This window comes from Vallitalea maricola (genome assembly GCF_036985595.1).
GTDB lineage: Bacteria > Bacillota > Clostridia > Lachnospirales > Vallitaleaceae > Vallitalea > Vallitalea maricola.
This window is the reverse complement of record NZ_BTPU01000016.1, coordinates 1-23,203: the sequence shown is the minus strand read 5'-3', so window position 1 is coordinate 23,203 and position 23,203 is coordinate 1. Positions and strand designations below refer to the sequence as shown.

Annotated in this window: 20 protein-coding genes; 14 read left to right on the top strand and 6 right to left on the bottom strand. The window is 30.4% G+C overall.

Features of this window, described 5'->3' with window-relative positions; all coding sequences use genetic code 11:
* The 5 genes from AACQ14_RS05410 to AACQ14_RS05390 all read left to right on the top strand — a co-directional run bounded on the left by AACQ14_RS05410 (position 1) and on the right by AACQ14_RS05390 (position 7,347).
* Positions 1-987, top strand: coding sequence for a glycoside hydrolase family 130 protein (locus tag AACQ14_RS05410; protein WP_339362557.1), 987 nt, complete (start codon positions 1-3; stop codon positions 985-987).
* A 320-nt stretch (positions 988-1,307) separates the two neighbouring features.
* Positions 1,308-2,564, top strand: coding sequence for an MFS transporter (locus AACQ14_RS05405; protein WP_339362556.1), 1,257 nt, complete (start codon positions 1,308-1,310; stop codon positions 2,562-2,564).
* A complete protein-coding gene (locus tag AACQ14_RS05400) occupies positions 2,539-3,543 on the top strand; it encodes a GNAT family N-acetyltransferase (protein ID WP_339362555.1) in 1,005 nt (334 codons plus the stop codon). Before AACQ14_RS05405 ends, AACQ14_RS05400 begins: the two co-directional genes overlap by 26 nt.
* A gap of 17 nt (positions 3,544-3,560) precedes the next feature.
* On the top strand, positions 3,561-4,682 hold the full coding sequence (locus AACQ14_RS05395; RefSeq protein ID WP_339362554.1) for a LuxE/PaaK family acyltransferase: 1,122 nt from the start codon (positions 3,561-3,563) through the stop codon (positions 4,680-4,682).
* Positions 4,683-4,731: 49 nt separating this feature from the next.
* Positions 4,732-7,347 carry an acyl-CoA reductase gene (locus AACQ14_RS05390; RefSeq protein ID WP_339362553.1) on the top strand — a complete coding sequence of 872 codons (2,616 nt, stop codon included), beginning with the start codon at positions 4,732-4,734 and terminating at the stop codon, positions 7,345-7,347.
* 140 nt (positions 7,348-7,487) lie between these two features.
* On the opposite strand, the gene AACQ14_RS05385 is transcribed toward AACQ14_RS05390, so the two are convergent.
* Positions 7,488-8,333 (bottom strand): AraC family transcriptional regulator, encoded by an 846-nt coding sequence (locus tag AACQ14_RS05385; RefSeq protein WP_339362552.1) that lies wholly within the window; start codon positions 8,331-8,333, stop codon positions 7,488-7,490.
* Between the two features lie 144 nt (positions 8,334-8,477).
* On the opposite strand from AACQ14_RS05385, the gene AACQ14_RS05380 reads away from it, so the two are divergent.
* Positions 8,478-9,623, top strand: coding sequence for a uroporphyrinogen decarboxylase family protein (locus tag AACQ14_RS05380; RefSeq protein WP_339362551.1), 1,146 nt, complete (start codon positions 8,478-8,480; stop codon positions 9,621-9,623).
* A 61-nt stretch (positions 9,624-9,684) separates the two neighbouring features.
* Here AACQ14_RS05380 and AACQ14_RS05375 read toward each other — a convergent pair whose 3' ends face one another.
* Positions 9,685-11,178, bottom strand: a complete 1,494-nt coding sequence (locus tag AACQ14_RS05375; protein WP_339362550.1) for a hypothetical protein — start codon at positions 11,176-11,178, stop codon at positions 9,685-9,687.
* 228 nt (positions 11,179-11,406) lie between these two features.
* On the opposite strand from AACQ14_RS05375, the gene AACQ14_RS05370 reads away from it, so the two are divergent.
* The 8 genes from AACQ14_RS05370 to AACQ14_RS05335 all read left to right on the top strand — a co-directional run bounded on the left by AACQ14_RS05370 (position 11,407) and on the right by AACQ14_RS05335 (position 19,556).
* Positions 11,407-11,607: a hypothetical protein gene (locus AACQ14_RS05370; RefSeq protein WP_339362549.1), complete on the top strand. Its 201-nt coding sequence runs from the start codon at positions 11,407-11,409 to the stop codon at positions 11,605-11,607.
* A 254-nt stretch (positions 11,608-11,861) separates the two neighbouring features.
* Positions 11,862-12,932, top strand: a complete 1,071-nt coding sequence (locus AACQ14_RS05365; protein WP_339362548.1) for a pyridoxal-phosphate-dependent aminotransferase family protein — start codon at positions 11,862-11,864, stop codon at positions 12,930-12,932.
* 70 nt (positions 12,933-13,002) lie between these two features.
* A complete protein-coding gene (locus tag AACQ14_RS05360) occupies positions 13,003-13,905 on the top strand; it encodes a D-2-hydroxyacid dehydrogenase (RefSeq protein WP_339362547.1) in 903 nt (300 codons plus the stop codon).
* A gap of 30 nt (positions 13,906-13,935) precedes the next feature.
* Positions 13,936-15,180, top strand: a complete 1,245-nt coding sequence (locus AACQ14_RS05355) for a DUF1015 domain-containing protein (RefSeq protein ID WP_339362546.1) — start codon at positions 13,936-13,938, stop codon at positions 15,178-15,180.
* A 27-nt stretch (positions 15,181-15,207) separates the two neighbouring features.
* On the top strand, positions 15,208-15,948 hold the full coding sequence (gene fabG, locus AACQ14_RS05350; protein WP_339362545.1) for a 3-oxoacyl-ACP reductase FabG: 741 nt from the start codon (positions 15,208-15,210) through the stop codon (positions 15,946-15,948).
* Positions 15,949-15,997: 49 nt separating this feature from the next.
* Entirely contained in the window at positions 15,998-17,176 is a 1,179-nt protein-coding gene (locus AACQ14_RS05345) for an acetyl-CoA C-acetyltransferase (protein WP_339362544.1), read from the top strand.
* Positions 17,177-17,297: 121 nt separating this feature from the next.
* Complete coding sequence (locus AACQ14_RS05340) at positions 17,298-18,716, top strand: recombinase family protein (RefSeq protein ID WP_339362569.1); 1,419 nt, start codon at positions 17,298-17,300, stop codon at positions 18,714-18,716.
* Between the two features lie 36 nt (positions 18,717-18,752).
* Positions 18,753-19,556 carry a hypothetical protein gene (locus AACQ14_RS05335; protein ID WP_339362543.1) on the top strand — a complete coding sequence of 268 codons (804 nt, stop codon included), beginning with the start codon at positions 18,753-18,755 and terminating at the stop codon, positions 19,554-19,556.
* Positions 19,557-19,645: 89 nt separating this feature from the next.
* Here AACQ14_RS05335 and AACQ14_RS05330 read toward each other — a convergent pair whose 3' ends face one another.
* The 4 genes from AACQ14_RS05330 to yidC form a co-directional block, all read right to left on the bottom strand.
* The gene (locus tag AACQ14_RS05330) at positions 19,646-20,395 is read right to left on the bottom strand and encodes a hypothetical protein (protein ID WP_339362542.1); all 750 of its coding nucleotides are present in this window, start codon (positions 20,393-20,395) and stop codon (positions 19,646-19,648) included.
* Between the two features lie 93 nt (positions 20,396-20,488).
* Positions 20,489-21,058 (bottom strand): hypothetical protein, encoded by a 570-nt coding sequence (locus AACQ14_RS05325; RefSeq protein ID WP_339362541.1) that lies wholly within the window; start codon positions 21,056-21,058, stop codon positions 20,489-20,491.
* 490 nt (positions 21,059-21,548) lie between these two features.
* Positions 21,549-21,713 carry a hypothetical protein gene (locus tag AACQ14_RS05320; RefSeq protein WP_339362540.1) on the bottom strand — a complete coding sequence of 55 codons (165 nt, stop codon included), beginning with the start codon at positions 21,711-21,713 and terminating at the stop codon, positions 21,549-21,551.
* 137 nt (positions 21,714-21,850) lie between these two features.
* Positions 21,851-22,519, bottom strand: coding sequence for a membrane protein insertase YidC (gene yidC, locus AACQ14_RS05315; RefSeq protein WP_339362539.1), 669 nt, complete (start codon positions 22,517-22,519; stop codon positions 21,851-21,853).
* Positions 22,520-23,203 lie beyond the last annotated feature (684 nt).

Below are 23,203 nucleotides of genomic sequence, written 5' to 3'. Positions count from 1 at the left end.
ATGGGAAAATATAAGATTATTGGTGAACCATTAAAAAACATTCCATGGGAAGAAAAACCAGCTGATTGTAAAGAAGTGATTTGGCGTTCTAATATGAACCCAATAATAAAAAGAGATCATCTACCAACATCAAATAGTATCTTTAATAGTGCTGTTGTTCCATTTGAAGATGGTTTTGCAGGTGTTTTTAGATGTGATGATAAAAGAAGAGAAATGAGAATTCATGCAGGATTCAGTAAAGACGGAGTTAATTGGGATATCAACGAAGAACCTATAAAATTTAACTGCGATATTGAACAAGTAAAAGAATTTGAATATGCTTACGATCCTAGAGTGGTATGGATAGAAGATAGATACTATGTAACATGGTGTAATGGATTCCACGGACCAACTATAGGTATAGCATATACTTATGACTTCAAAGAATTTCATCAGTTAGAAAATGCATTTTTACCTTTTAATAGGAATGGAGTTCTTTTTCCTAAAAAAATAGATGGTAATTTTGCAATGTTAAGTCGTCCAAGTGATACTGGACATACTCCTTTTGGAGATATATTCTATAGTGAAAGTAATGACTTGGAATTCTGGGGTAGACATAGACATGTAATGGCACCTAGAGGTTGGTGGCAAAGTACTAAAATTGGAGCAGGACCAGTACCTATTGAAACTAGTGAAGGATGGTTACTAATATATCATGGAGTACTGACTTCTTGTAATGGCTATGTATATCATTTCGGAGCAGCATTACTTGATTTAGAAAAACCTTGGAAAGTAATTGCTAGAACTGAGCCTTATTTATTAGCTCCAAGAGAGTTATATGAGTGTGTAGGGGATGTTCCTAATGTAGTATTCCCATGTGCAGCATTAACTGATAGTGAAACAGGAAGAATCGCTATATATTATGGCGGAGCAGATACAGTTACTTGTTTAGCATACACTCAAATAGATGAATTAGTAGAATTCATCAAATCAAATTCAAAATTATAAAATAATACAAGGGTCAAGTAATAGTAGTTACAAATCTGCTTTTACTTGACCTTTTAATAATAGTTTTTCTATAGTTTTGTAAGAAAATGTCGTCTACTATACCGCCCTTTGCAAATTAGTTTTTAAATTCGATAAAAAATTTAACTTATTAATAATAAGCTAAATTGATATTACACTTAATAAAATATGTTATACAATAGAATTACATTTTAATAATTAAAATTTAAGACTATAATCATTTACAAGACAAATTTCTACAAAATATTTGGAATTATTGTGTTATTATATCTGATGTCATATAATGACAGGAGGTATTAGATATGAGAGAAAATATAAAAAAACATCCTTTAATTTTATTCTCAGATTTCAGAAAATTATTTATTGCTAGACTCATATCCTCTATAGGGGATAAATTTTTCTTGCTTTCTCTTTCATGGTTAGTATTATCAATGGATAATTCTAATTCTGCATTGCATCTGAGTATAGTAATGGCTGCTAATATTATACCAGTAGTTATTTTTGGACCATTCATGGGAACTATTGCTGATTGTATTAATCGAAAAACATGTCTTGTTTTGGCTGATATAGTACGAGCTTTTTTTATGGCAATTTTAGCATTCCTTGTGTGTAATGATAATTATACCATATGGTCTTTATTTATTCTAAGTTTTTTAATAGCTACATTTACGCCATTATTTGAATCGGCAACTAATGCATCAATTGAAATCCTCACCGATGAAGAAAGTATTTCTCAGGCTGTAGCTCTTGATTCTATGGTTTTGCAAGTATCGAATCTACTAGGGGCTTTCCTTGGGGGAGTAGTCATCTATGCTGTAGGAATCAAAGGAGCTTTTATATTTAATGCTTTGTCCTTCATCGTATCTTTATTTATTATTCTTTTTATACATACTAATCTTAGTGTTAAGAAGAATACTATGGCTAAAAATTTTAGACAAGAATTTGGACAAGGGTTTAAATATATTATAAGTATTAAACCTTTATTTGCACTTATTATTTTTTTTCTCATTTTTAACTTTTTTGTATCTCCAATTGCAATATTTATACCCCTTATTGTAAAGTTTGTCATAAATGAACAGTCAAACTGGCTTGCGATATTAGAAGGGGCAATTGCATTGGGTTCAGTAATAATTACATTATTGCTTAGTTTCAGAAATGATATTAATGAGAAGATGTACAAAAAGATTTTTATCAGTGTTCTTACTATGGGAATATCTATGAGTTTAATAGGGTTATCAACTAATAGATATATAATTGCTTTATGTTTATTTATAACAGGTTGTACATTAGCCCATGTAAATGCTACAGCGTATGGTTTTTTTCAAAAAATTGTACCAGATTATTTAAAAGGACGTTTTTTCGCAATTCTTACTACAATGTGCTTCAGCATTATACCTATAACTTATATTATTAATGGTGCATTAACCAATATTGTCAGTGTATCCACAGTAGTTTTTTATGAAGGAATATTATCTGTATTAGCTGCATTCATAATAATTTTTATACCAAAGTATCAATTAGGAGGGGATAATTATGGGTTACTATATAAGGTTGATTAAACCAAATGAAATTCCAGAATTATGTAATCTAATATATCAGATATATGGTGATACATATGTACATAAAAATATGTATGACCGAAAAAATATGGAAATACTCAATAAAAGTAAGAGACTAATATCTTTTGTAGCGATAGGTGACAAAGAAGAAGTTATAGCTCATGTAGGATTAAAAATTGATGGTCCACAAGGTGAGATGTCTGCTGCATTTGTTAAAAAAGAGTATAGAAGACAAAATATATTATATGATTTGTCAGAACAGGTAGTACAATATGGGAAGCAATTAGGCTTAGAAGCCATATATGTTATGTCCATAACTAGTCACATATATTCACAGAAAGTAGCTTCAAAACTAGGATTTAAAGATTGTGCATTTCTAATATCATGTATGGAGCCTATGAGATTTAAAGGTATAATAGAAAAAACTGTACGTGAATCATTAAAAGTAACATACCTTTTCTATGATAAACCTGATTATTTAAAATTATATATACCGAGTTCCCTGCAAAAAGTCCTTAATCTCATATATACTAATCTTAGAATAAATGTGAAACCTATGCCTGAGTCTGAAGAGTCAATATGGGAAAAGAGTGAGATCAACATAACTTATACAGATGCCTCAATATGCTATATAGATATTAATAGATTGGGAAAGGACTTATTGGAAGAATTGGATAAGGTGATTACCCAATATGATAATGATTATATATCAAGCATCTATTTGTATATAAGACTTGAAGATTCATTAGTACATAAGTTTTATGAGGAATTTACAAGGAGAAATTTCTTTTTTGCTGGAATAATGCCAGGAAAGAAAAATAATAGATTGATACTACAGAAAGTAAAAGAAATTCATCCTGATAGCATAAAAATTAATTCATCTATTGGCAATAAGATTTTTCAGCATATACTAGAAAGTAAAAAACATATTACCTTAGCTAATGAAAATAAAAAACACAGATATCCTAAAGTGATTTGAATTGGAGGAGAATGATTATGCGTACATTCAAATATATTGATGAAGTAAGTAGATTAAAACCTTTTAAGTTCAATAAAGAATATGACCAAATTTTTGTGAATGCAATGAAAGAAAATTATGAATTTCAATTAACAAAACATCCTTATCTGAAGCATATGTTGGATTATAGAAATGGAGCTTTAGCTATAAATGCAATTGAAGATTTATATGATATACCCCCTATTTTTGTGGATTTGATGAAATATCATAACTTATGCAGTTTGTGTGAAGAGGAGATAGAATTAACCTTAACCAGTTCGGGAACAAAAGGACAAAAGACCAAGTCGTTTTTTGACAAAGATTCTCTATCTCGTCTAAATAAGATAGCTTCATCAGTCTTTAATGCCATAGGATACAGTTCTGAGATACCAGTTGAGTATTTTGTGCTTTCTTATGATATAACTAAAGCAACTGATATTGGTACTAGTTGGAGTGATAAACAAATGCTTGATTTGGCTCCACAAAAATCAGTCCATTGGATGATTGAATGGGATGAAGAACGAAAACAGTATATATTCGATGATGAAAAATGGGCTAAATTATTTATTGAACGAAGTGGGGAAGGACCTGTGAGATTATTAGGTTTTCCAGCATATATGTACAAGATGGTGGAAACCATTAAAAAAATACATAGACCTGTAAAAATTGATGAAAGAAGTTTTATATTAGCTGGTGGAGGATGGAAAAATCATCTTGGAAAATCAATGTCATTAAAAGAATTTGGAAGTTACATGGAGAAAAATATAGGATTGAAGCCTAGCCATATAGGGGATACATATGGGTTAGCAGAGCATGGGATTCCATATTGTTCTTGTGAATTTGGACATTATCATATTCCACAATATAGTCGTGTAAGAGTATGTGATCCATTGACGCTAGAACCAGTTCCTATAGGAGAGGAAGGTATGCTCCATTTACTTACACCTTATAACATTGCCCAACCTAATTTATCTCTTCTCTCAACAGATATAGTGACATTAGGGGAAAATTGTCCATGCAATAGAGAAGGTACTTATATCAAGAGTATTCGTCGTGGAGGAAAGAAAAAACACAAAGGCTGTGCCATTGCAGCACTAGAGATACTTAAGAATTCAAAATAAAGTTAGATTAGGATATAAACACAATTTTGAAAGAAAGGAATAGTGTATCATGATAAAAAATATTATATGGGGAAAAGATATAAATGAATCATTAGATGAGAAGTTGATAGAAACCAATTTCAATGATGAAAAGTTACAGATTATGAAAAATGAATTTTGGAAGACTCCGATAGATGACATATTGTATGTATTAGAACAAACTGGTAAATTAATGAATGATAGAAATAAGAAATATTATAATAGATCAATGGAAATATTACCTGAGCTTCTAGGTTATTCCCCTAGTATGGTTAGATTAGGCATTTCTATGTTGCAAGAGGTATTAAGTATAGATAGTCTTTCAAAGAGATTAGATGTGTTAAAAGATTATCATTCTATAGATTATCCTTGTGATATAGGTAATAATATTACCTATGCTTTACCTGTAGGTTGTGTATGCCATATAGCTGCTGGAAATATTTTCTTAGGAGCTATTGATTCTTTAATCTATGGAATTGTAACAAAAAACATCAATATAGTGAAAGTATCAAAAAAGAGTCCTGATTTTGCGTATATATTTTTTGAAGCATTGAAGGAAGCAGATAAGAATAATATAATGATACCTTATATATCAATAATATATTGGGATAGGATTAATCAATCATATATTGAAGATTATATGAAACAACACTGTGATATCATCTTACTGTTCGGTGGCAGAGAAGCAGTTTTGAACTACAAAAATGGTACATCCCATAAAGTTAATGTTGTAGCTTTTGGTCCAAAACTTAGCTTTGGTCTAGTTACCAAGGGATTATCAGATGAAAGATTAGAAGAGATTGCAATGGGTTTTGCAAAAGATATAATAATGTGGGAGCAGAACGCTTGTACAAGCTGTCAGAATATATTTATAGAAGAAGATGAAAATACTCAAAAATTCATTCAATTACTTAATGATTCACTTGAAATCTTAGGAGTTACATATGAAAATAAGTATTTGACTATTGATGAAAAAATGGAGATTAGAAGAACACGTTCACTCTATAGGTATGAGGAATATGAAGAAAAAGCAAAAGTAATTGAAGGCAAGAGAGGTCATCACACTATAATAATCAATCATTCAAAGGATATACAGGACTCACCATTATTTCGAACAATATATATTAATATCATAAAAGGCTATAAAGATATTTTAGAGGGAAATATAAATGGATTGCAATATTATATGTCCACTATAGGTGTCGCGGCTAATAATGATGATTACCAACAGATAATTGATGATTTTTCCAGTTTGGGGGTATATCGTTTTTGTTCACCAGGAAATATGAGTATTTCTTCAGAAGAATCATCTTTACATGATGGAGTTAACATCACATCTTGCCTTATTAGACAAATAGGGTTTGAAGATCTACCATATTCAAGCATTGGTTTATCTAACTGCAATAAGAATAAAAAAGAATCAATTATATTATCAAAAATCAATGCTATCTTAAAACAAGCATTGAAGTCAACATACTATAAAGAATTATATAAAGATATAGAGATACCTGTAAAATCTTTAGAAGACTTTAGGGAATTACCTGTACTTACTAGTGAAGCACTTATTAGTCAAACTCCTAATATGCTTACAGATGAAAATGAAAATAGTTACGTTTTTTCATCAGGAGGTTCTTCAGGTAAAGAAAAGCTTGTATGGTATAGTGCTGAAGAATTTTCCAAGTCCAAAGAAGTATTTGGTATTGGATTCAAAAATACCGGTATAACCAAGGATGATTTTGTAGTCAATTATCTAAAAGCTGGTAGTTTATGGACGGCTTTTATAGCTACTAATAAGGGGCTTGAAAAAACAGGATGTAGAATATTGTCATTAACAGCTAATCAGTGTCAAGAAGACAGTATTAATATTATAAAAAAACTAAAACCTAATGCAATTATGGGGATACCTGGTACATTAATACTACTAGCTCAAAAAGCAGAGGAATTAAAGGAAGACATTACTTTTGAAAAAATATACTATAGTGGTAATCATATGGCAGAATCAGGAGAAAAGTATCTAAAAAAAATATTCAAGTGCAGTGTTATCAAGTCTTTTGGTTATGCAGCAGTTGAAACTGGACCAATAGGTTACCAGTGTCCATATTGTAAACCAAGTGAATATCATGTTTTTGAAGATTGGTGTTATGTAGAAAAAGATGATGATAACAATATTTTAATAACAGACTTAGAAAGAAAACTACATCCTATAATTAAGTATAAATTAGGTGATAATATTGAGTATGTAGAAGGAGTGTGCAGTTGTGGTAACAAGTCTCCAAAAATCAGACTCCTATCAAGAAATGATGATGTTATCAGGTTTAATGATACGGATTTATATTTATATGACATAGATCAAGTTATTAAAAAGAATGATTATCTATCACCATTCTATCAAGTTGAAATAGATAAAGATGAAGGACAATTAGTAAAGATATGTATTCGTATAGAAACTATACAAAATATGGAGTGTAATGAAGAATTTGTCTCTAATGTTATGAATTCAATTAAAAAACAGGTGAAAGCTCTAGGAAAATACAGTAGTAAAAATTTGATAGGACATACATATCTTGAATTGTTGGAACCTGAGACTATCAAACGTAACTTTAGAACTGGAAAAATTCGTAAGGTAATAGATAATAGATATAAATAAGTCATCAATCATGTTTTTGATACAAACTATATTGTTGTCAAAAGAAGTAGGAATCAATCCTACTTCTTTTCTGAAATAATGTATAATAATATTTCATAATTAAAGTAACAAAGGTATGCAATTTTTTTTCAACAGGTGTCTCAAGTATTAAAAATTCGTCTATTACCTTCTCTGAATTCTTTTGGTGTCAATAAATTTTTTTTCTTAAACAAAGAATAACAATAAGAAACATTATGAAAACCAACATCATATACTATATCTAGTATATCCATTTTGGTGGTTAAAAGTAATATTTTCATTTTTTCTAATCTTAACTGATTTATCCATTGAGCTGGTGTCTGATTATAGTATTTTTTCATTTGTCTAGAAAGATGCTCATGGGATTTACCTGAAATTTCAATGAATCTTTTTAATCCTATCACAAAATTATCCTGTTTTTTCATTTCTTCTTTGGCAGACTGGAGCCATCCAGGTATAATTTCGTTGTTCAAAGCATTTAATTTATTGGTATTGTATATAAATATATAATCGTAAATAATACTTTGAAAATAATATTCTTGTACTTCCATTGGCATTTGTTTAATTTTACCTAGTTTACTGAAAATACTGTTCCATTGGTAGTCCAAGGCATAGACACTAGGTATACCTTTATTAGAATTCTCTTCTTTGATTCTATTAAAAAATGATTTGCACTTATCATCCAGTTCTGAAAAATAAAATGCTAAATTGGTTATTGTGGTTTCTTTATCTTTTTTTGCTGAAAAACAATGTGTGTCATCAGGATAGATAAATTGTATGGATTGAACAGGTAAATAATATTTTTCATTATTGATATAATGAATGAATGTACCTTTTTCTACAAAAAACATTTCATAAAAATCATGGGAATGTAAATTACTTTTGATATTAGAACTGAATAATGACTTGGCAACATAGTATTTTTCATCATCTTTCAGAAAATCTTTTAATAATAAATGGTCATGCATCAATAAAACACCTCAGTTAATTTTATATAATAATATCAATATACCATAATAATTGTCAATATGTAATGAGAAAAAATATCCACTTTAAGTTAAAATAATATCAGTTAAAACAATAGTTAATTCTATAACTTATAGGAGGATATTATGAAGGGAAGAATCACAGACCACAAAAATAGAAATTTAGCCAAATTACATGAAGATGTAGCATTTGGGAGAGCTAATGGTGAAATTATCTGGCAGCCAAGGATTCAATGCTGGTTAACAGATAAACAATTCGCTGGTGAAAAATTACCAGAGCCATATGAAGGAAAAACAAAGCCAGAAATTTATAGAGAACTTGGTTGTTCAGCTAGGGTTTATGAGTATAATGAAAGTTTTTATCCTATTGATGGACCAGGTATAAAAAGATATGAAAACAAATTGAGTGAAATAAGAACTGAACATGTCATAGATACTCCAGTAGGTAAAGTGACATTAGTAACAGAAAAGACGCCTTCCAGTCCTCACGCAATAACTAAAAAATGGTGGGCTGAAAACAAAGAAGATATAAAAGTCTTTACATATATAGCTGAAAATGGTGATTGGGGATGGAATGAAGATTATTTCCAAAAGACCGAGAAAGAGTGGGGAGATTTAGGTGCTCCAACAATATTTATGCCAAGGGTCAATGTACAGAATCTATATATTGATATTATGGGGGTAGAAAAAGCTGTATATGCATTAATGGACTACGAGGCAGAAATTGAGAGATATTTTAAAGCATTAGACGAAAATCATAGTAGAATGATTCAATGTATCAATAAATCTCCTATCAATATAATTAATTTTGGAGATAACCTGCATTGCGGAACATTACCACCATATTACTTTGAAAAATATGTTCAGCCATCATATTTAGAAAGATGTAAACAGCTGCATGAAGGTGGTAAGTTTGTATATTCTCATTGGGATGGGGATACAAAAGCCCTTTTACCATTTGCCAAAACATGTGGATTAGATGGAATCGAAGCAATAACGCCTAAACCACAAGGAGATGTTACTTTAGAAGAAGTAAAAGAAGCATTAGGTGATGATATCTATCTGGTAGATGGTATAGCTGCGGTACTATTTGACGAAATATACCATGAAGAAGAATTGATTAAGCAGACTGAAGAACTTATTAGATTATTCAAGGATAAATTAATTCTTGGTATATCAGATGAAATTTCATCAACTGGTGATATTGAAAGAGTTAAGACTGTTGGTAGAATAGTAGACGATTACAACGCATCATTAAATATCAACAAGTAAAATTTACTTCGCACCTATATTTACTTAAATAGTAGAATAGCAGGTGCGAAGTTTTTTACAATCATTCATTGAGAATATTAGAATTAGTATTAGATTTATTATCTACATTCTCATTGATTAGTGTCTCTATCTTATCTTCAGCTATTATATTTTTAGCAGAATTTTTAGTCTTATTTTCGATTTCTTTGATTTGCTTAATAAGCTCGGGAATTTTTATATCTATATTTTGGTCGGGAGTTTCTTTTGCATGCTCTTCTTTTACCTGTTCTTTTTTTACATTATCAATCGCTGTAGTTTTAGTTTGTTTATTCTCACTAGCTATGTAAGCTTTACGTAATTTCTTTTTGAGCTTTTTGATTTCTTGTTCAGCCTGAGTAGTTTTTGATTTCCACATTTTAGCTTGAGTTTGCAATTCTTTAGCCATTTTAGCTAGATTATCATATTGTTTGGTTATATTCTGCTGAACTTCTTTTTGTTCTTCCAGTTCATTTTTCAATGCTGCAATATTATACATTTCATTAGAAGTGAAATTACCGATAATTGATTTTATCTCAAGGTTAGTTTGACTGCTAAGGAGTATATTATCTGTATCAACTTGACTCAGTACAGCTAATATAGGGTAATTATAGATATAACCATAAAATTTGTTTCCTGAAAGACTATTGTTGTTATAGCCATAAAAATAGAAATGTCTAGCTTCTGGATTTTGAGCTGAACATAATTTGGGTTCGGTAAATGTAGCGCCGTTATTACATGATAATGAATACATTAGCTTATTGGTTTCTTTGAAATTGATCCATACAATATTATTATAGATAAAGATAATTGGTGATATTGTTTCAGTAGTAGAATATACTTTTATTGGGTCGGACCATTTATCCTCTTTTTTGATGAAATATATTGTATTGGTTGAGCCTCTCTCTACATATGTAACACAAACTTTATTATCACACAAGCATAGACTATAATCCATAAAAGGGCTTACTGAATCTGTTATTGTTTCAAATTCTTCCCAATTAGTTGATTGAATGTTGTATTTATATAGATTAAGCTCATAACTCCCATTATCATTAAGCACATGGCATAAAAGATAGATGATATCATTGCTTATAAAACATTCATATGGTGAGGAAAGATTAGGGACAGAAAATAGTGATTGAGGCTCAGTTTTTTCATTCTGTTTAAATACATGAAAAATTAAATCACTAGTTCTTTCATAAGGATTGTAAGCACAGTAGAATAAATAATTATTCTTATGATATAAGTATCTTATATTACTTATTTGATAGCTATTATCAAAGTCATCCAATAGGTTTACGAATTCAAATTTATTATTTTTTTCATATAAATGTATTAAGCTGTTACTGGAGTTCTTATATATTACATGGATATTGTTAAATTCATCAAGAGAAGCGGAGTATTCGTTGTTGGTGCTTTTTGCAATAACAACAGCTCTTTGGTTATATTTTATTGGATAACGTCTATAGTATATGCTTTCTCCAGTTTTGTCTATGAGTAAGTTTGAAGCATTATTTTTCGATAGTAGATATGGCATATTCATTTCCCCTTTACATTAGGACTCAATAACTTATTTATTAATATATTATTCTAGTCTATTATGATTAATGCTTGAAAATAATTTTTAACAACCATGTCTCCATAAAAAAAGAATATCTCTATATAATTTATAAGACAAAATATAATTATAAGCTGATACCTTGTAACACTACTCTAGATTTATACATAAAATATATTGAAATTAATTTTTAGAGGAGGAAGTAAAGTGTCTGATTGCAAAATATGTTTCCATAAAGGTGATGGAAAATTTATGCGTCGACCTGTAGAAGGGAATTGTCCAGTATGTAACCCGGAAAAACCAGTTGACCCTGAAAATGATGCATGTGTATGCCCACCATTAGGAGAACCTAATAGTTATATGGGCACACATTTTTTTGCCTTAAATAAAGTGGGATATTGCTTATAATTTTAATAAATGTGTTTTGATTACTTAATAATGTAAAAAAAAGATAATTAATTCTTTATTTTGAGAAATATAATTTCGATTTAGTTGTAGTATGGATTATTTATGATATTCTTAATTTGGAGAGATATTGTAAATATATAAAAATAGTATTATATTATATCTCTATGTATCACTTATATATTTATATGAATAGTAACTTCATGTAAGTAAAAAGTGGTATTTTAATTTTAATTTTAATGTAAGGAGGCTGTAATATGCATAAAAAATTATTTATTCCAGGACCTGTAGAGGTTAAAGATGATGTGCTTAAGATGATGGCTACACCTATGATTGGGCACAGAACTAAAGAGGCTTCTAAGCTTCAGAGAGACATTAGTGAAAAACTTATGAAACTTTTCTACACTGAAAATCAAATTATTCTATCAACTACATCTGGTAGTGGATTAATGGAATCAGCAATTCGTTCTTGTACTAGAAAAAGGGCAGCTGTATTTGCAGTTGGTGCATTTGGTAAAAGATGGTATGAAATGGCTATAGGAAATAATGTTCCAGCTGATTTATACGAAGTTGAGTGGGGTACCCCAACAACTAAAGAATCTGTTGATGAAGTATTAGCAACTGGTAAATATGATGTTGTTACAGTTACTCATAATGAGACATCAACTGGTGTTATGAATCCAGTAGATGAGATTGGTGAAGTTGTCAAAAAATACCCTGATGTAGTTTTCTTAGTAGATGCTGTTAGTTCGGCAGGTGGTGCTAAGATTGAAGTGGATAAATGTGGAATAGATGTATGTATAACTTCTACTCAAAAAGCTCTTGGTTTACCTCCAGGACTTGCTATTTGTACTGCTTCCGAAAAAGCTATAGAGGCTGCTAGACAGGTTGAACATAGAGGATTCTATCTTGATCTTGTTAACTTGTACGATACTATCAAGAAAAAAGATCATCAATATCCTTCAACACCATCATTATCACATATGTTTGCGTTAGATTATAAATTAGATAAAATCTTAGAAGAAGGTCTGGACAATAGGTTTAATAGACATATTGAAATGGCAAAATACGTTAGGAATTGGGCTAATGAATATTTTGAATTATTACCTGATGAAAGATATGCATCTAATACATTAACCAATATTAAAAACACAAGAGAAATCAGTGTTGGAGAATTAAATAAAGCTCTAGGTGAAAGAGGATTCATGATTTCTAATGGATATGGAAAGTTAAAGGAAAAAACATTTAGAATAGCACATATGGCTGATACTACTTTGGGAGAAGTAAAAGAACTTCTTGAAAATATAGAAGATATATTGAAACTTTAGATTATTGCGAGTTATGAAGGTATCTTAGATTGATTATAGGTAAAAAAGTAAATTTATTGGAGGTTATATTATGGCTAAAATATTAGTCGCTGATGGTATGGATAGAAATGCTGCAAAAGAACTAACAAATATGGGGCATGAATTAGTTATCGAGCATTTGGATGTACCAGAGTTAAAGAGGGAATTAGGTAATTACGACGTAATTATTGTTAGATCTGCTACTAAGATTAGAAAAGAAGTAATTGATGCAGTTGCTGGAAGCAATCTTAAACTAATCATCAGAGCTGGAGTAGGACTTGATAATATAGATGTTTCTTATGCTAGAGAGAAAGGTATAGCTGTTGAAAATACACCAAAAGCTAGTAGTGCATCAGTAGCGGAACTAACCATAGCTCATATGTTTTCTTTGGCAAGATTTTTATACATATCTAATGTGACAATGAGAGATGGAATGTGGTATAAGAAGGCTTATAAAGGCATAGAATTATCTGGAAAGACTTTAGGGCTTATAGGGTTTGGAAGAATAGCTATAGAGGTAGCCAAGAGAGCTAGTGTTTTAGGAATGAAGGTTATCTATACAGATATTATAACTAAAGATGGATATGATGAATTTAGTTGTGTTACAAAAGAAGAATTAATAAAGACTTCTGATTTTATATCATTACATATACCTTTTATTAAAGAGGTAGGACCAGTACTTAGTGAAAATGAATTCAATATGATGAAAGACGGAGTTTATATTGTTAACTGTGCAAGAGGCGGCGTTGTAGATGAAGAAGCATTAATAAAAGCTTTGGATTCTGGTAAAGTAGCAGGAGCGGCTATTGATGTATTTGAGGAAGAACCTACTAAGAATAAGAAATTGTTTACCCATGAAAAAGTTTCATTGACACCTCATATAGGAGCATCTACCAAAGAAGCTCAAGCTAGAATAGGTTTAGAAATAATAGATAAAGTCAAAGAATACTTTTAGTATAACAAAACATTGATTGGAGGTTAGCATATGGCTGTAGTAAGACCTTTTATGGGTATTAGACCTAGTCAAGATTTAGTAGAGAAAGTAGCTTCTCTTCCTTATGATGTGATGAATAGAGAAGAAGCAAAAGAAATGTCAATTGGTAATGATTATTCATTTCTACATGTAGTTCGTGCAGAAATAGATGTGGATGATAATGTAAATCAATACGATAAGGTTGTATATGAAACAGCTAGGAAAAATCTTGACAAAATGATTGGAAATGGGATTCTAGTTCAAGATGATAGTCCACGTTACTATATCTATAGACAAATCATGGATGGAAGAGTTCAAACTGGACTTGTAGGCTGTACATCTATTGATGATTATATGAATAATGTTATCAAGAAGCATGAATTCACAAGACCAGCTAAAGAAGTTGACAGGATCAATAATTTTGATTACTGTGATGCAAATACAGCACCAATATTTTTAACATATAGGAAGAATGATGAACTAAATAAGATTATTAATGATTATATTAAGTTCAACAAGCCTATATACAATTTTACAAGTGAAGATGATATTACACATATTGTTTGGGTTATTAGTGGGGATTTTATGATAGATAATATTAGTAAAATATTTGAGAACACCGAATATTTATATATAGCCGATGGACATCATCGTTCTGCCTCTTCTGTAAAAGTAGGATTGAAAAGAAGAGAAGAGAATCCAGATTTCACAGGAGAAGAAGAATTTAATTACTTCCTATCAGTTATCTTTCCAGATGAAGATTTATTCATAATGGATTATAACAGAGTAGTTAAGGATTTGAATGGCTATACAAAAGAAGAGTTCTTAGAGAAAGTTAAGGATAATTTCTTAGTGGAAGAATATACAGGAGGTAGTTATAGACCTGTAGATAAGCATACATATGGTATGTACCTAGATAATAAGTGGTATAAGATTACTGCAAAAGACGAGATTACTAATAAGGAAAACATTGTTGATAGATTGGATGTTGCCATTCTACAAGATAATTTATTAGGACCAATCCTTGATATCAAAGACCCTAGGACAGATAAAAGAATAGATTTTATAGGTGGAATCAGAGGACTTAAAGAACTTGAGAGACGTGTTGATGAAGGAATGAAAGTTGCTTTTTCCATGTATCCAACTACAATAGATGATTTGATGGAAGTTGCTGATACAGGTGAAGTAATGCCACCAAAATCAACATGGTTTGAACCAAAACTACGAAGTGGATTATTTGTTCACAGGTTAAGCTGATTTTATAAAATTAAAGGAGGAGTATATGTGAGGTTAAAGGATAAAGTTGCAATTATTACAGGAGCAGGACGTGGTATTGGAGCTGCAACAGCAATTAGATTTGCTGAAGAAGGGGCAAAAGTGGTAATAGCGTCTTTATTTGAAAGTGAGGTTGAAGAGACAGTTAATAAGATAATCGAAAATGGCGGCGAAGCTATTGGTATAACTGTTGATGTGACTGACAAACAACAGGTTGATACCATGGTGAGAAAAACTTTGGATGCCTATAGAAAATTGGATATCATAGTTAATAATGCAGGAATAACAGCAGATGGTACTTTGCTTAAGATGACAGAAGAAAATTTTGATAAAGTTATAGATGTGAATCTTAAGGGTGTTTATAACTGTGGTCAAGCTGCTGCAAAAGTTATGGTAGAGCAAGGTAAGGGAGTAATCCTAAATGCTACATCAGTTGTTGGATTATACGGAAACTACGGTCAAACTAATTATGCTGCTACAAAATGGGGAGTAATTGGAATGACTAAAACATGGGCAAAAGAGTTAGGTAAAAAAGGTGTGCGTGTTAATGCTGTAGCGCCTGGTTTTATTCTTACACCTATGACAGAAAGTATGCCTGAAAAAGTACTCAACATGATGAGAGATAAAGCACCTGTCAAGAGATTAGGTCTACCAGAAGATGTTGCCAATGCCTATCTATATCTAGCTTCTGATGAAGCAACTTATGTAACAGGTTCAGTACTTGAAGTAACTGGTGGTATCGTATTATAAAAAAGGAAGATGATAAGAAAATACTATTTTTGGAGAGGATTGGGTATTTATGAGAGAAGTAGTGATTGTAGGTGCAGCAAGGACGCCAATAGGTAAATTCGGAGGTAGTTTAGCTAAACTTTCAGCTGTTGAACTAGGGGTGGTTACAGCAAAAGCCGCAATTGAAAGAGCAGGAATAAAACCAGAGCTCATTGATGAGGTTCTTATAGGTAATGTCTTAACAGCAGGGCTTGGACAAAATACTGCTAGACAGATTGCGATTGGTGCGGATGTACCAGAAGTTACACCTGCTATTACAATCAATAAAGTTTGTGGTTCTTCGCTTAGGACTGTGAGTATGGCTGCACAATTCATAATGCTTGGGGATGCAGATGTAGTTCTTGCAGGTGGTGTTGAAAGTATGAGTAATGCACCATATTTGATACCAAAAGCTAGATGGGGCTATAGGATGGGAAATGGTGAACTTGTTGATTCAATGATAAATGATGGATTAACAGATATATTCAATAAATATCATATGGGAATCACAGCTGAAAATATTGCGAAACAATGGGGAATAACAAGAGAAGAACAAGATGAATTTTCTCTTAACAGTCAATTAAAAGCTGAGAAAGCTCAAAATGAAGATAGATTCCAAGATGAGATAGTCCCAGTAGTAATACCTCAACGCAAGGGTGATCCCGTAATATTTAATAAAGATGAATTTCCAAAACATGGTATGACCATAGAAAAACTTGGAAAGTTAAGACCAGCATTTGATAAAGAAGGTACCGTCACAGCCGGTAATGCTTCAGGAATCAATGATGGTGGAGCTATGCTTATAGTTATGGCTAAAGAAAAAGCAGAAGAATTAGGTATAGAACCTTTGGTTACTATAAAATCTTATGCATCAGCGGCACTTAATCCAAGCATAATGGGCTATGCTCCAGTACCAGCTACTAAAAAAGCTCTGAAAAAAGCTTCAATGACAGTTGATGACCTTGATCTAATTGAAGCCAATGAAGCATTTGCTGCACAATCCATAGCTGTTTTAAAAGATTTAGGTTTGGATAAAGAAAAAGTGAATGTTAACGGAGGAGCAATCGCATTAGGTCATCCTATAGGTGCATCAGGAGCACGTATATTAGTGACTCTAATATATGAGATGATAAAACGTGAAAGTAAAACTGGTTTGGCTACATTATGTATTGGTGGAGGTCAAGGAACTGCCATAATAGTGGAAAGATAGATTGTAAGGGCTGTCTGTATATAAACAGACAGCCCTAATAGTTTGAATGAATATAATAATAAAGTAGTAAAAAGTAAAATAGAATATAATAAGAAGAATATATTGCAGGTGATTACAAGTTATTGGTGCAGCGTATATAAGAGTAAGTACTTCCGAACAGCTAGAATATAGCCCAAGTGCCCAGAAAAATGCAATTATGCAATATGCAAAAAAAAACAATATACATATACCTGAGTGTAATATATTTATAGATGAAGGGATTTCAGGGAGAAAAGCTGAGAAAAGGCCAGCTTTCATGACCATGATTAAGAAGGCAAAAGAAACCCCAAAACCATTTGATGTAATTTTGGTTCATAAATTTGATAGATTCGCTAGAAGCAGAGAAGATAGTGTGGTTTACAAATCACTTTTAAAAAAAGACTGTAATATAAAAGTTATCAGTATAACAGAACAGTTGGAGGAAGATAAATTTTCCATTATCCTTGAAAGTATGTTAGAAGCTATGGCGGAATATTATTCCCTTAATCTATCAGATGAAGTTAAAAAAGGTATGAAGGAAAAAGCAAAAAGAGGGGGAATGCAAACAAGACCTCCTTTGGGATATAAATTTGTTAATGGAAAGGTAGTTGTTGACAATGATGAAAAAGAAATAGTACAGTTAATCTATAATAAATTTGTTGATGATAACATGTGTTATGTTAATATAGCTAATACACTAAATAATATGGGATATCGTACCAAAAATAATGGATTATTTCAAAGCAAATCCATAAAATATATTCTCGAGAATCCATTTTATATTGGCATTGTGAGATGGAATAGGAAAAATAGAAATGGTGCACTAAAAAAAGAAGAACAATGGATAATTTCTAATGGTGACCACGAAAAGATTATTGATGATAATATATACCATCAAGCCGTAGAAAAGATTGAACGGATGAAAAAAACTAAGAAAATCAATCATTCTAATGAATATAGTCATTATTTATCAGGATTAGTAAAATGTGCATATTGTAAAGGAAGTATGGTATATAAAAATAATCAAAAAAGATATTCATATTTCAGATGCAGAAAAAGTTCTGAAGGAGCATGTTTCCAAAGAAAGATGATTAGAGTTAGTTTGATTGAAAAACTGATGGAAGATAAATTGGTTAAAGATTTTAATAATGTTTTGGTCATTACAAAGCATAAGAAAATATATATGAACAATCAAAGAAAATTCATTATGAGTAAGTTGAATAAATTAGACAATAAGTATGATAAGATTAAGAAAGCTTACATTGAAGATGTTGATTCTATTGAAGAGTACAAAGAAAATAAATCAAGATTAAGTGAAGAACGCAAAAACCTCATTAAGGAATTAGAAAATATAAGTATTATATCTTTTGATGAAGAAAATACTATTTTATTACACAATGTATTTACTACTAATGAATATCCGATTCATATTAGAAATAAAATGTACAGCTCTTTTATTGATAAGATAGAAGTGGATGTAGTTAGAAAAACAATTCAAATAAACTATTATAGAAATGATTAATATGTGTTCCCTTGACTATTAGGTGAACCTAAGTTATTGACTTGTGTTGCTCCAGTAGTTTTTGACGAATGCGGTATTAATCTTTGTAGAGAAATAAAGATACCAGAATGTTTACTCGAAGAAAATCCATGTACTAAAGCGATTGAATTAAAAGTTATTGATATTGATTTTAGTATTGGTGAAATTGATGGTTCATGTGTTGAAACTTTACCTAAAAGACCTAACTGTGTTAGAGTTACATTATCTAAACTAAAAGTCAGATTTGCAGCAAAATTATTAGACAGACATTGCAGAGTATTAGCAGAAGAATGCTTCCAAGCACTATATCTCCCAGATAAGGATTCTCCACATTGTGATGATGATACGAATCCATCATCAATAACAATTGATTTATATGCTCCATATGGGCTTTCGTATTATGGAGAGTGTAAAGAATGTATTCCTTGTATAAATTATCTAGGATTTGTTGAGGGACCTGATAGAAATAATGAATTACGCCAAGGTATTGGTTGCCAAGGATTAGCAAAAGTTATAGAATTTGACCTTGACGACGGATGTATGGCTGTTGGATTATCATTATATCTAAAAACTATCTACTTTATCCAGTATAGACTTAAACATGCAGGTCTTTGTGTACCACCAAAATGTATACCAATTAACCCTTGCGAACAAAATCCTTGCTTAGAATTTGTTGAAGGTGATTTGTTAGAACAAAGTATTCAACCACTGGAGTTATGTACTAGACCAAAAACAATTAAACCTTGTTGTTATGACCCAGTAGAAGACCCAACTCCAGCAGATGAAGCAGCTACTAAAACAGAGTGTGACAATTGCTTATAGGATACAGCAAGTTAGAGTCTAACTAATGTTAGACTCTATTACATGTATAATATTAACAAACTTTAAAAACCACAATTTTAATCACATTCTCACTTCTCAACCCATTTTATAAATTTATCATACTTTGTAGATATTCCTCCCTCGGAAGTATAAACATATAGCTTTTTTACAATTTTACTAAATGCTTTGATACATGGATCAGAATCAATTTCGTCTAAAGTAAAACCACTAACTGGGATACATCTATTGCTAATTATATTTCGATTATTAAATCTAAAATATTTGAAAAATTCATCTTCATTAAGTTTGTAATAATATGGTGATACGTCAATAGACTGACTATCCAAAATGTACTCATAACCAGAAACCTCTGTGACATCATCTTTCGGTTTCCGTAACAAGAAGTAGGATACCCACTTATTTAATTTCCCTTCATTTGATAGCTTCTTAAAAATATGAAATATTTCATCTGCGGGCTTTGATACTTGGACTATACATGGTTTTCCATCTACTTTAATCAACAGTAAGTTAGAAAAAATTTTTTGAATCTCTTTTATTTGTTGATCAATCGGCTTATTGTCAAGAAATCCTATATTTTCCCTAAAATTGTTATCTTTACTCAAATCTTTAAAAGGAAACAGCATACCTAACCCTATTTGAATATTTATATTATTTATTATTATGCTTTCTATAGAATTATCTAAAAAATCTATGTCAAATGATTTAATCGAATTAAAATCTATAGAAATGTCATTATTGTAATCACTTTGGTTATGTATTTTATTTAACGGTATTGGTTTTAGCATTTTTCTTGTAAAGTGTGCAAAATAACGTATCACACTTTTCCTTTCCTTAATTTAACTACTATAAAGAAAGTCAAAGTTAAGACTTTACTTTATAGTAGTTGTAAAAAATAAATTAAATATTAACTTTTAAGGTCTTTTTATTGTTCCTGAGGACCATGATATTAAGCTTCCTACTCTTCCATATAAGTCAGTTGCGTATACGTCATAGAATTTTAGCTTTATCTCATCTTCGCTACCAACCCATGCAGTATATTGATCACCTAAAAAAGTACTACCTGCAGGATTATAAAGGGATACATTAATTAAATCTAATTGAGTGGGATTTAACCAACTTGCCTTTGTTACTTTTACTTTTCCTGTAACCTTCTTTATTGGTGCTGATGCTTCAGCGGATACATTTACCAAAATAGAGCTACTTAACCATGCAGCTACTTTAACTGTACAATAAACTGCTGTGCTATTAGCAGCTACATCATTGTTGTCTATTACTTTTAGGGTTCCGTCACTTTCTTTTATAACAATTACTTCTGTGGAACCATTTTTTTGTAAGTCTTGTCTATTAATCTCAATCTCAAAACTATTATTAGTTGGTGCGTTAATTTTAGTTAATTCTCCTGCATAAGCCGTAGAGAATGACCCCATAACTAAAATCATTATTAAAAAACTCATCAATCCATTTCTTAAAAATGTCTTCATCATTATCCTCCTTTAATTTCATATTTTAATTTTTTATAAAATAATTAACAAGCTTGTCATTAATATATTAACATATAAAACTAATATTTTCAACTATTTTAATAATTTAATATAATTATTAATTATTGTCTAATTTACTAAAAATAAATTGTATTATTTAGAATATTGCTTAATATTATGTATATTTTATAATATGGGTAATAATGTGACAAAGAGGTCTTTGTGTAACACTAAAATGTATACAAATTAACCCCTTGCGAGCAAAATTTTTGCTTAGAATTTGTTGAAGGTGATTTGTTAGAACAAAGTATTTCAACCACTGGAGTTATGTACTAGACCAAAAACAATGAAACCTTGTTGTTAGATCCAGTAGAAGACCCAACTCCAGCAGATGAAGCAGCTACTAAAACAGAGTGTGACAATTGCTTATAGGATACAGCAAGTTAGAGTCTAAATAATGTTAGATTCTAGGTACATAGCTTTATTGATTTTATATTTTCATGCTTTTAACATTATATCCTATAGCATTTATCATTTGGTGAATCATCTTTTTTTCAGCTTCAATTTTTTGTTCTTTTGTCAGTGAATTATATGGAACTCTTTCTCCCGTGGATAAATTAGTTATATAAGAAGTTACTTTGTATCCATCTACCATTAGACTATCACCTCCACTAATATTCTATGCGTGAAGGTTTGTACTTAATTAAATCTAATTCAGCTGCATCTAAGGTAGGGGTTTTAGATAATAAATTAGAGCCCTTAATAGGACTCTAGTGTATTAACAATTCTAATTTATTTTTCTTGTAGAGAAGCTTTATATTGAGCTTTTTTTCTCAGCATTATAATATTAGTTATTAATTGTTCTATAAAGGTATATAAACCTGATACAATCCAATATAACCCTACTATAACAGGTGCTTTTGATATAAATAAAGCATTTATTATTATTGTACTTATAATCATGACTTTATTTGGTTTGGTTAATTCTAATTCTTTGAATATATTAAGATAGTACATGATATTAGGCATTAAGTGAATTATTACGGATATTATTGGTATAATATAATAATTATCAGGGGCTTTTAAATTTGTTATCCAAGGTAAGATAACAGTGGATGTCACCTCAAGAGGTATACTAGCAACAGCTCTGTAGAGTGATATCATAATTGGAAGTTGTACAAATGTTAATAAACAACCTATCATACTACCAGAATACTTGCTGGAGATTTTATTGATTTCTTTTTCCATTTTAGCTTTGTCATTATTATATTTTTTCTTGATACTTTCTACTTCTTTAGATAATTTTTGTTGAAGTTCTAAGCCCTTTTTCTGTTTGATAGTTAGTGGTATTAACAGTATTTTAATAAGTAGTGTAATTAGAATTATAGTGATACCCCAATCATTAACTACATAATACAGTTGGTTTAATATATCAGATAAAAACTTTATTACAATATTCAATTAAATTCCTCCTAGTTTTTGGTTTTAGGTTGATTTAGTTGAATATTAGTTTCGTTTTCTCGAAGAAAATCCATATTTTATATTTATGATACGATTCAATATCTTCTTGATATAGTGTAGTTTTATAATCAAGATATTGAGTCGAACTAATGGTGTTATAGATAAATATTTGTTTAAAGAAACGCATACTATTATTAGTATCAATATGAATATACATAAAGTACATGATTAAGGCAACTAGTATAAGTTGTATGATTAAAGAAAAATCGATATTCATAATTTCTCACCTCTAAAAATAGTATTGGTATAATAATACATGGAATTGAGATTTTCTGCAAGTGAAATTTCATATAATTAATTAATAATTTTGTAGACGTAAGTTGTTATGATGATAGGAATTTAATTATATTTGCAAGTAAGTTAGAAAAAATGTTTGTTCTGTTGTGGCTTTTGCAAAATAGTATATGTATATGTTACGCCAGCTACTTGCTCGTCCTGAGCTCAACAAATAATAATGGACATCGAGTCCATTATTATTTCTGACAGTCCAGTAGGGCTGTCAGGTTAAAAGCTGGGTTCGGCGTCCTGCCTCACGACTCCACATATACATAGTAAAAAATCAAAATTAATCAATCTTGACTTATTTTGAAACGTTAATTATAATGAAAAAAGCATGATAAGAAA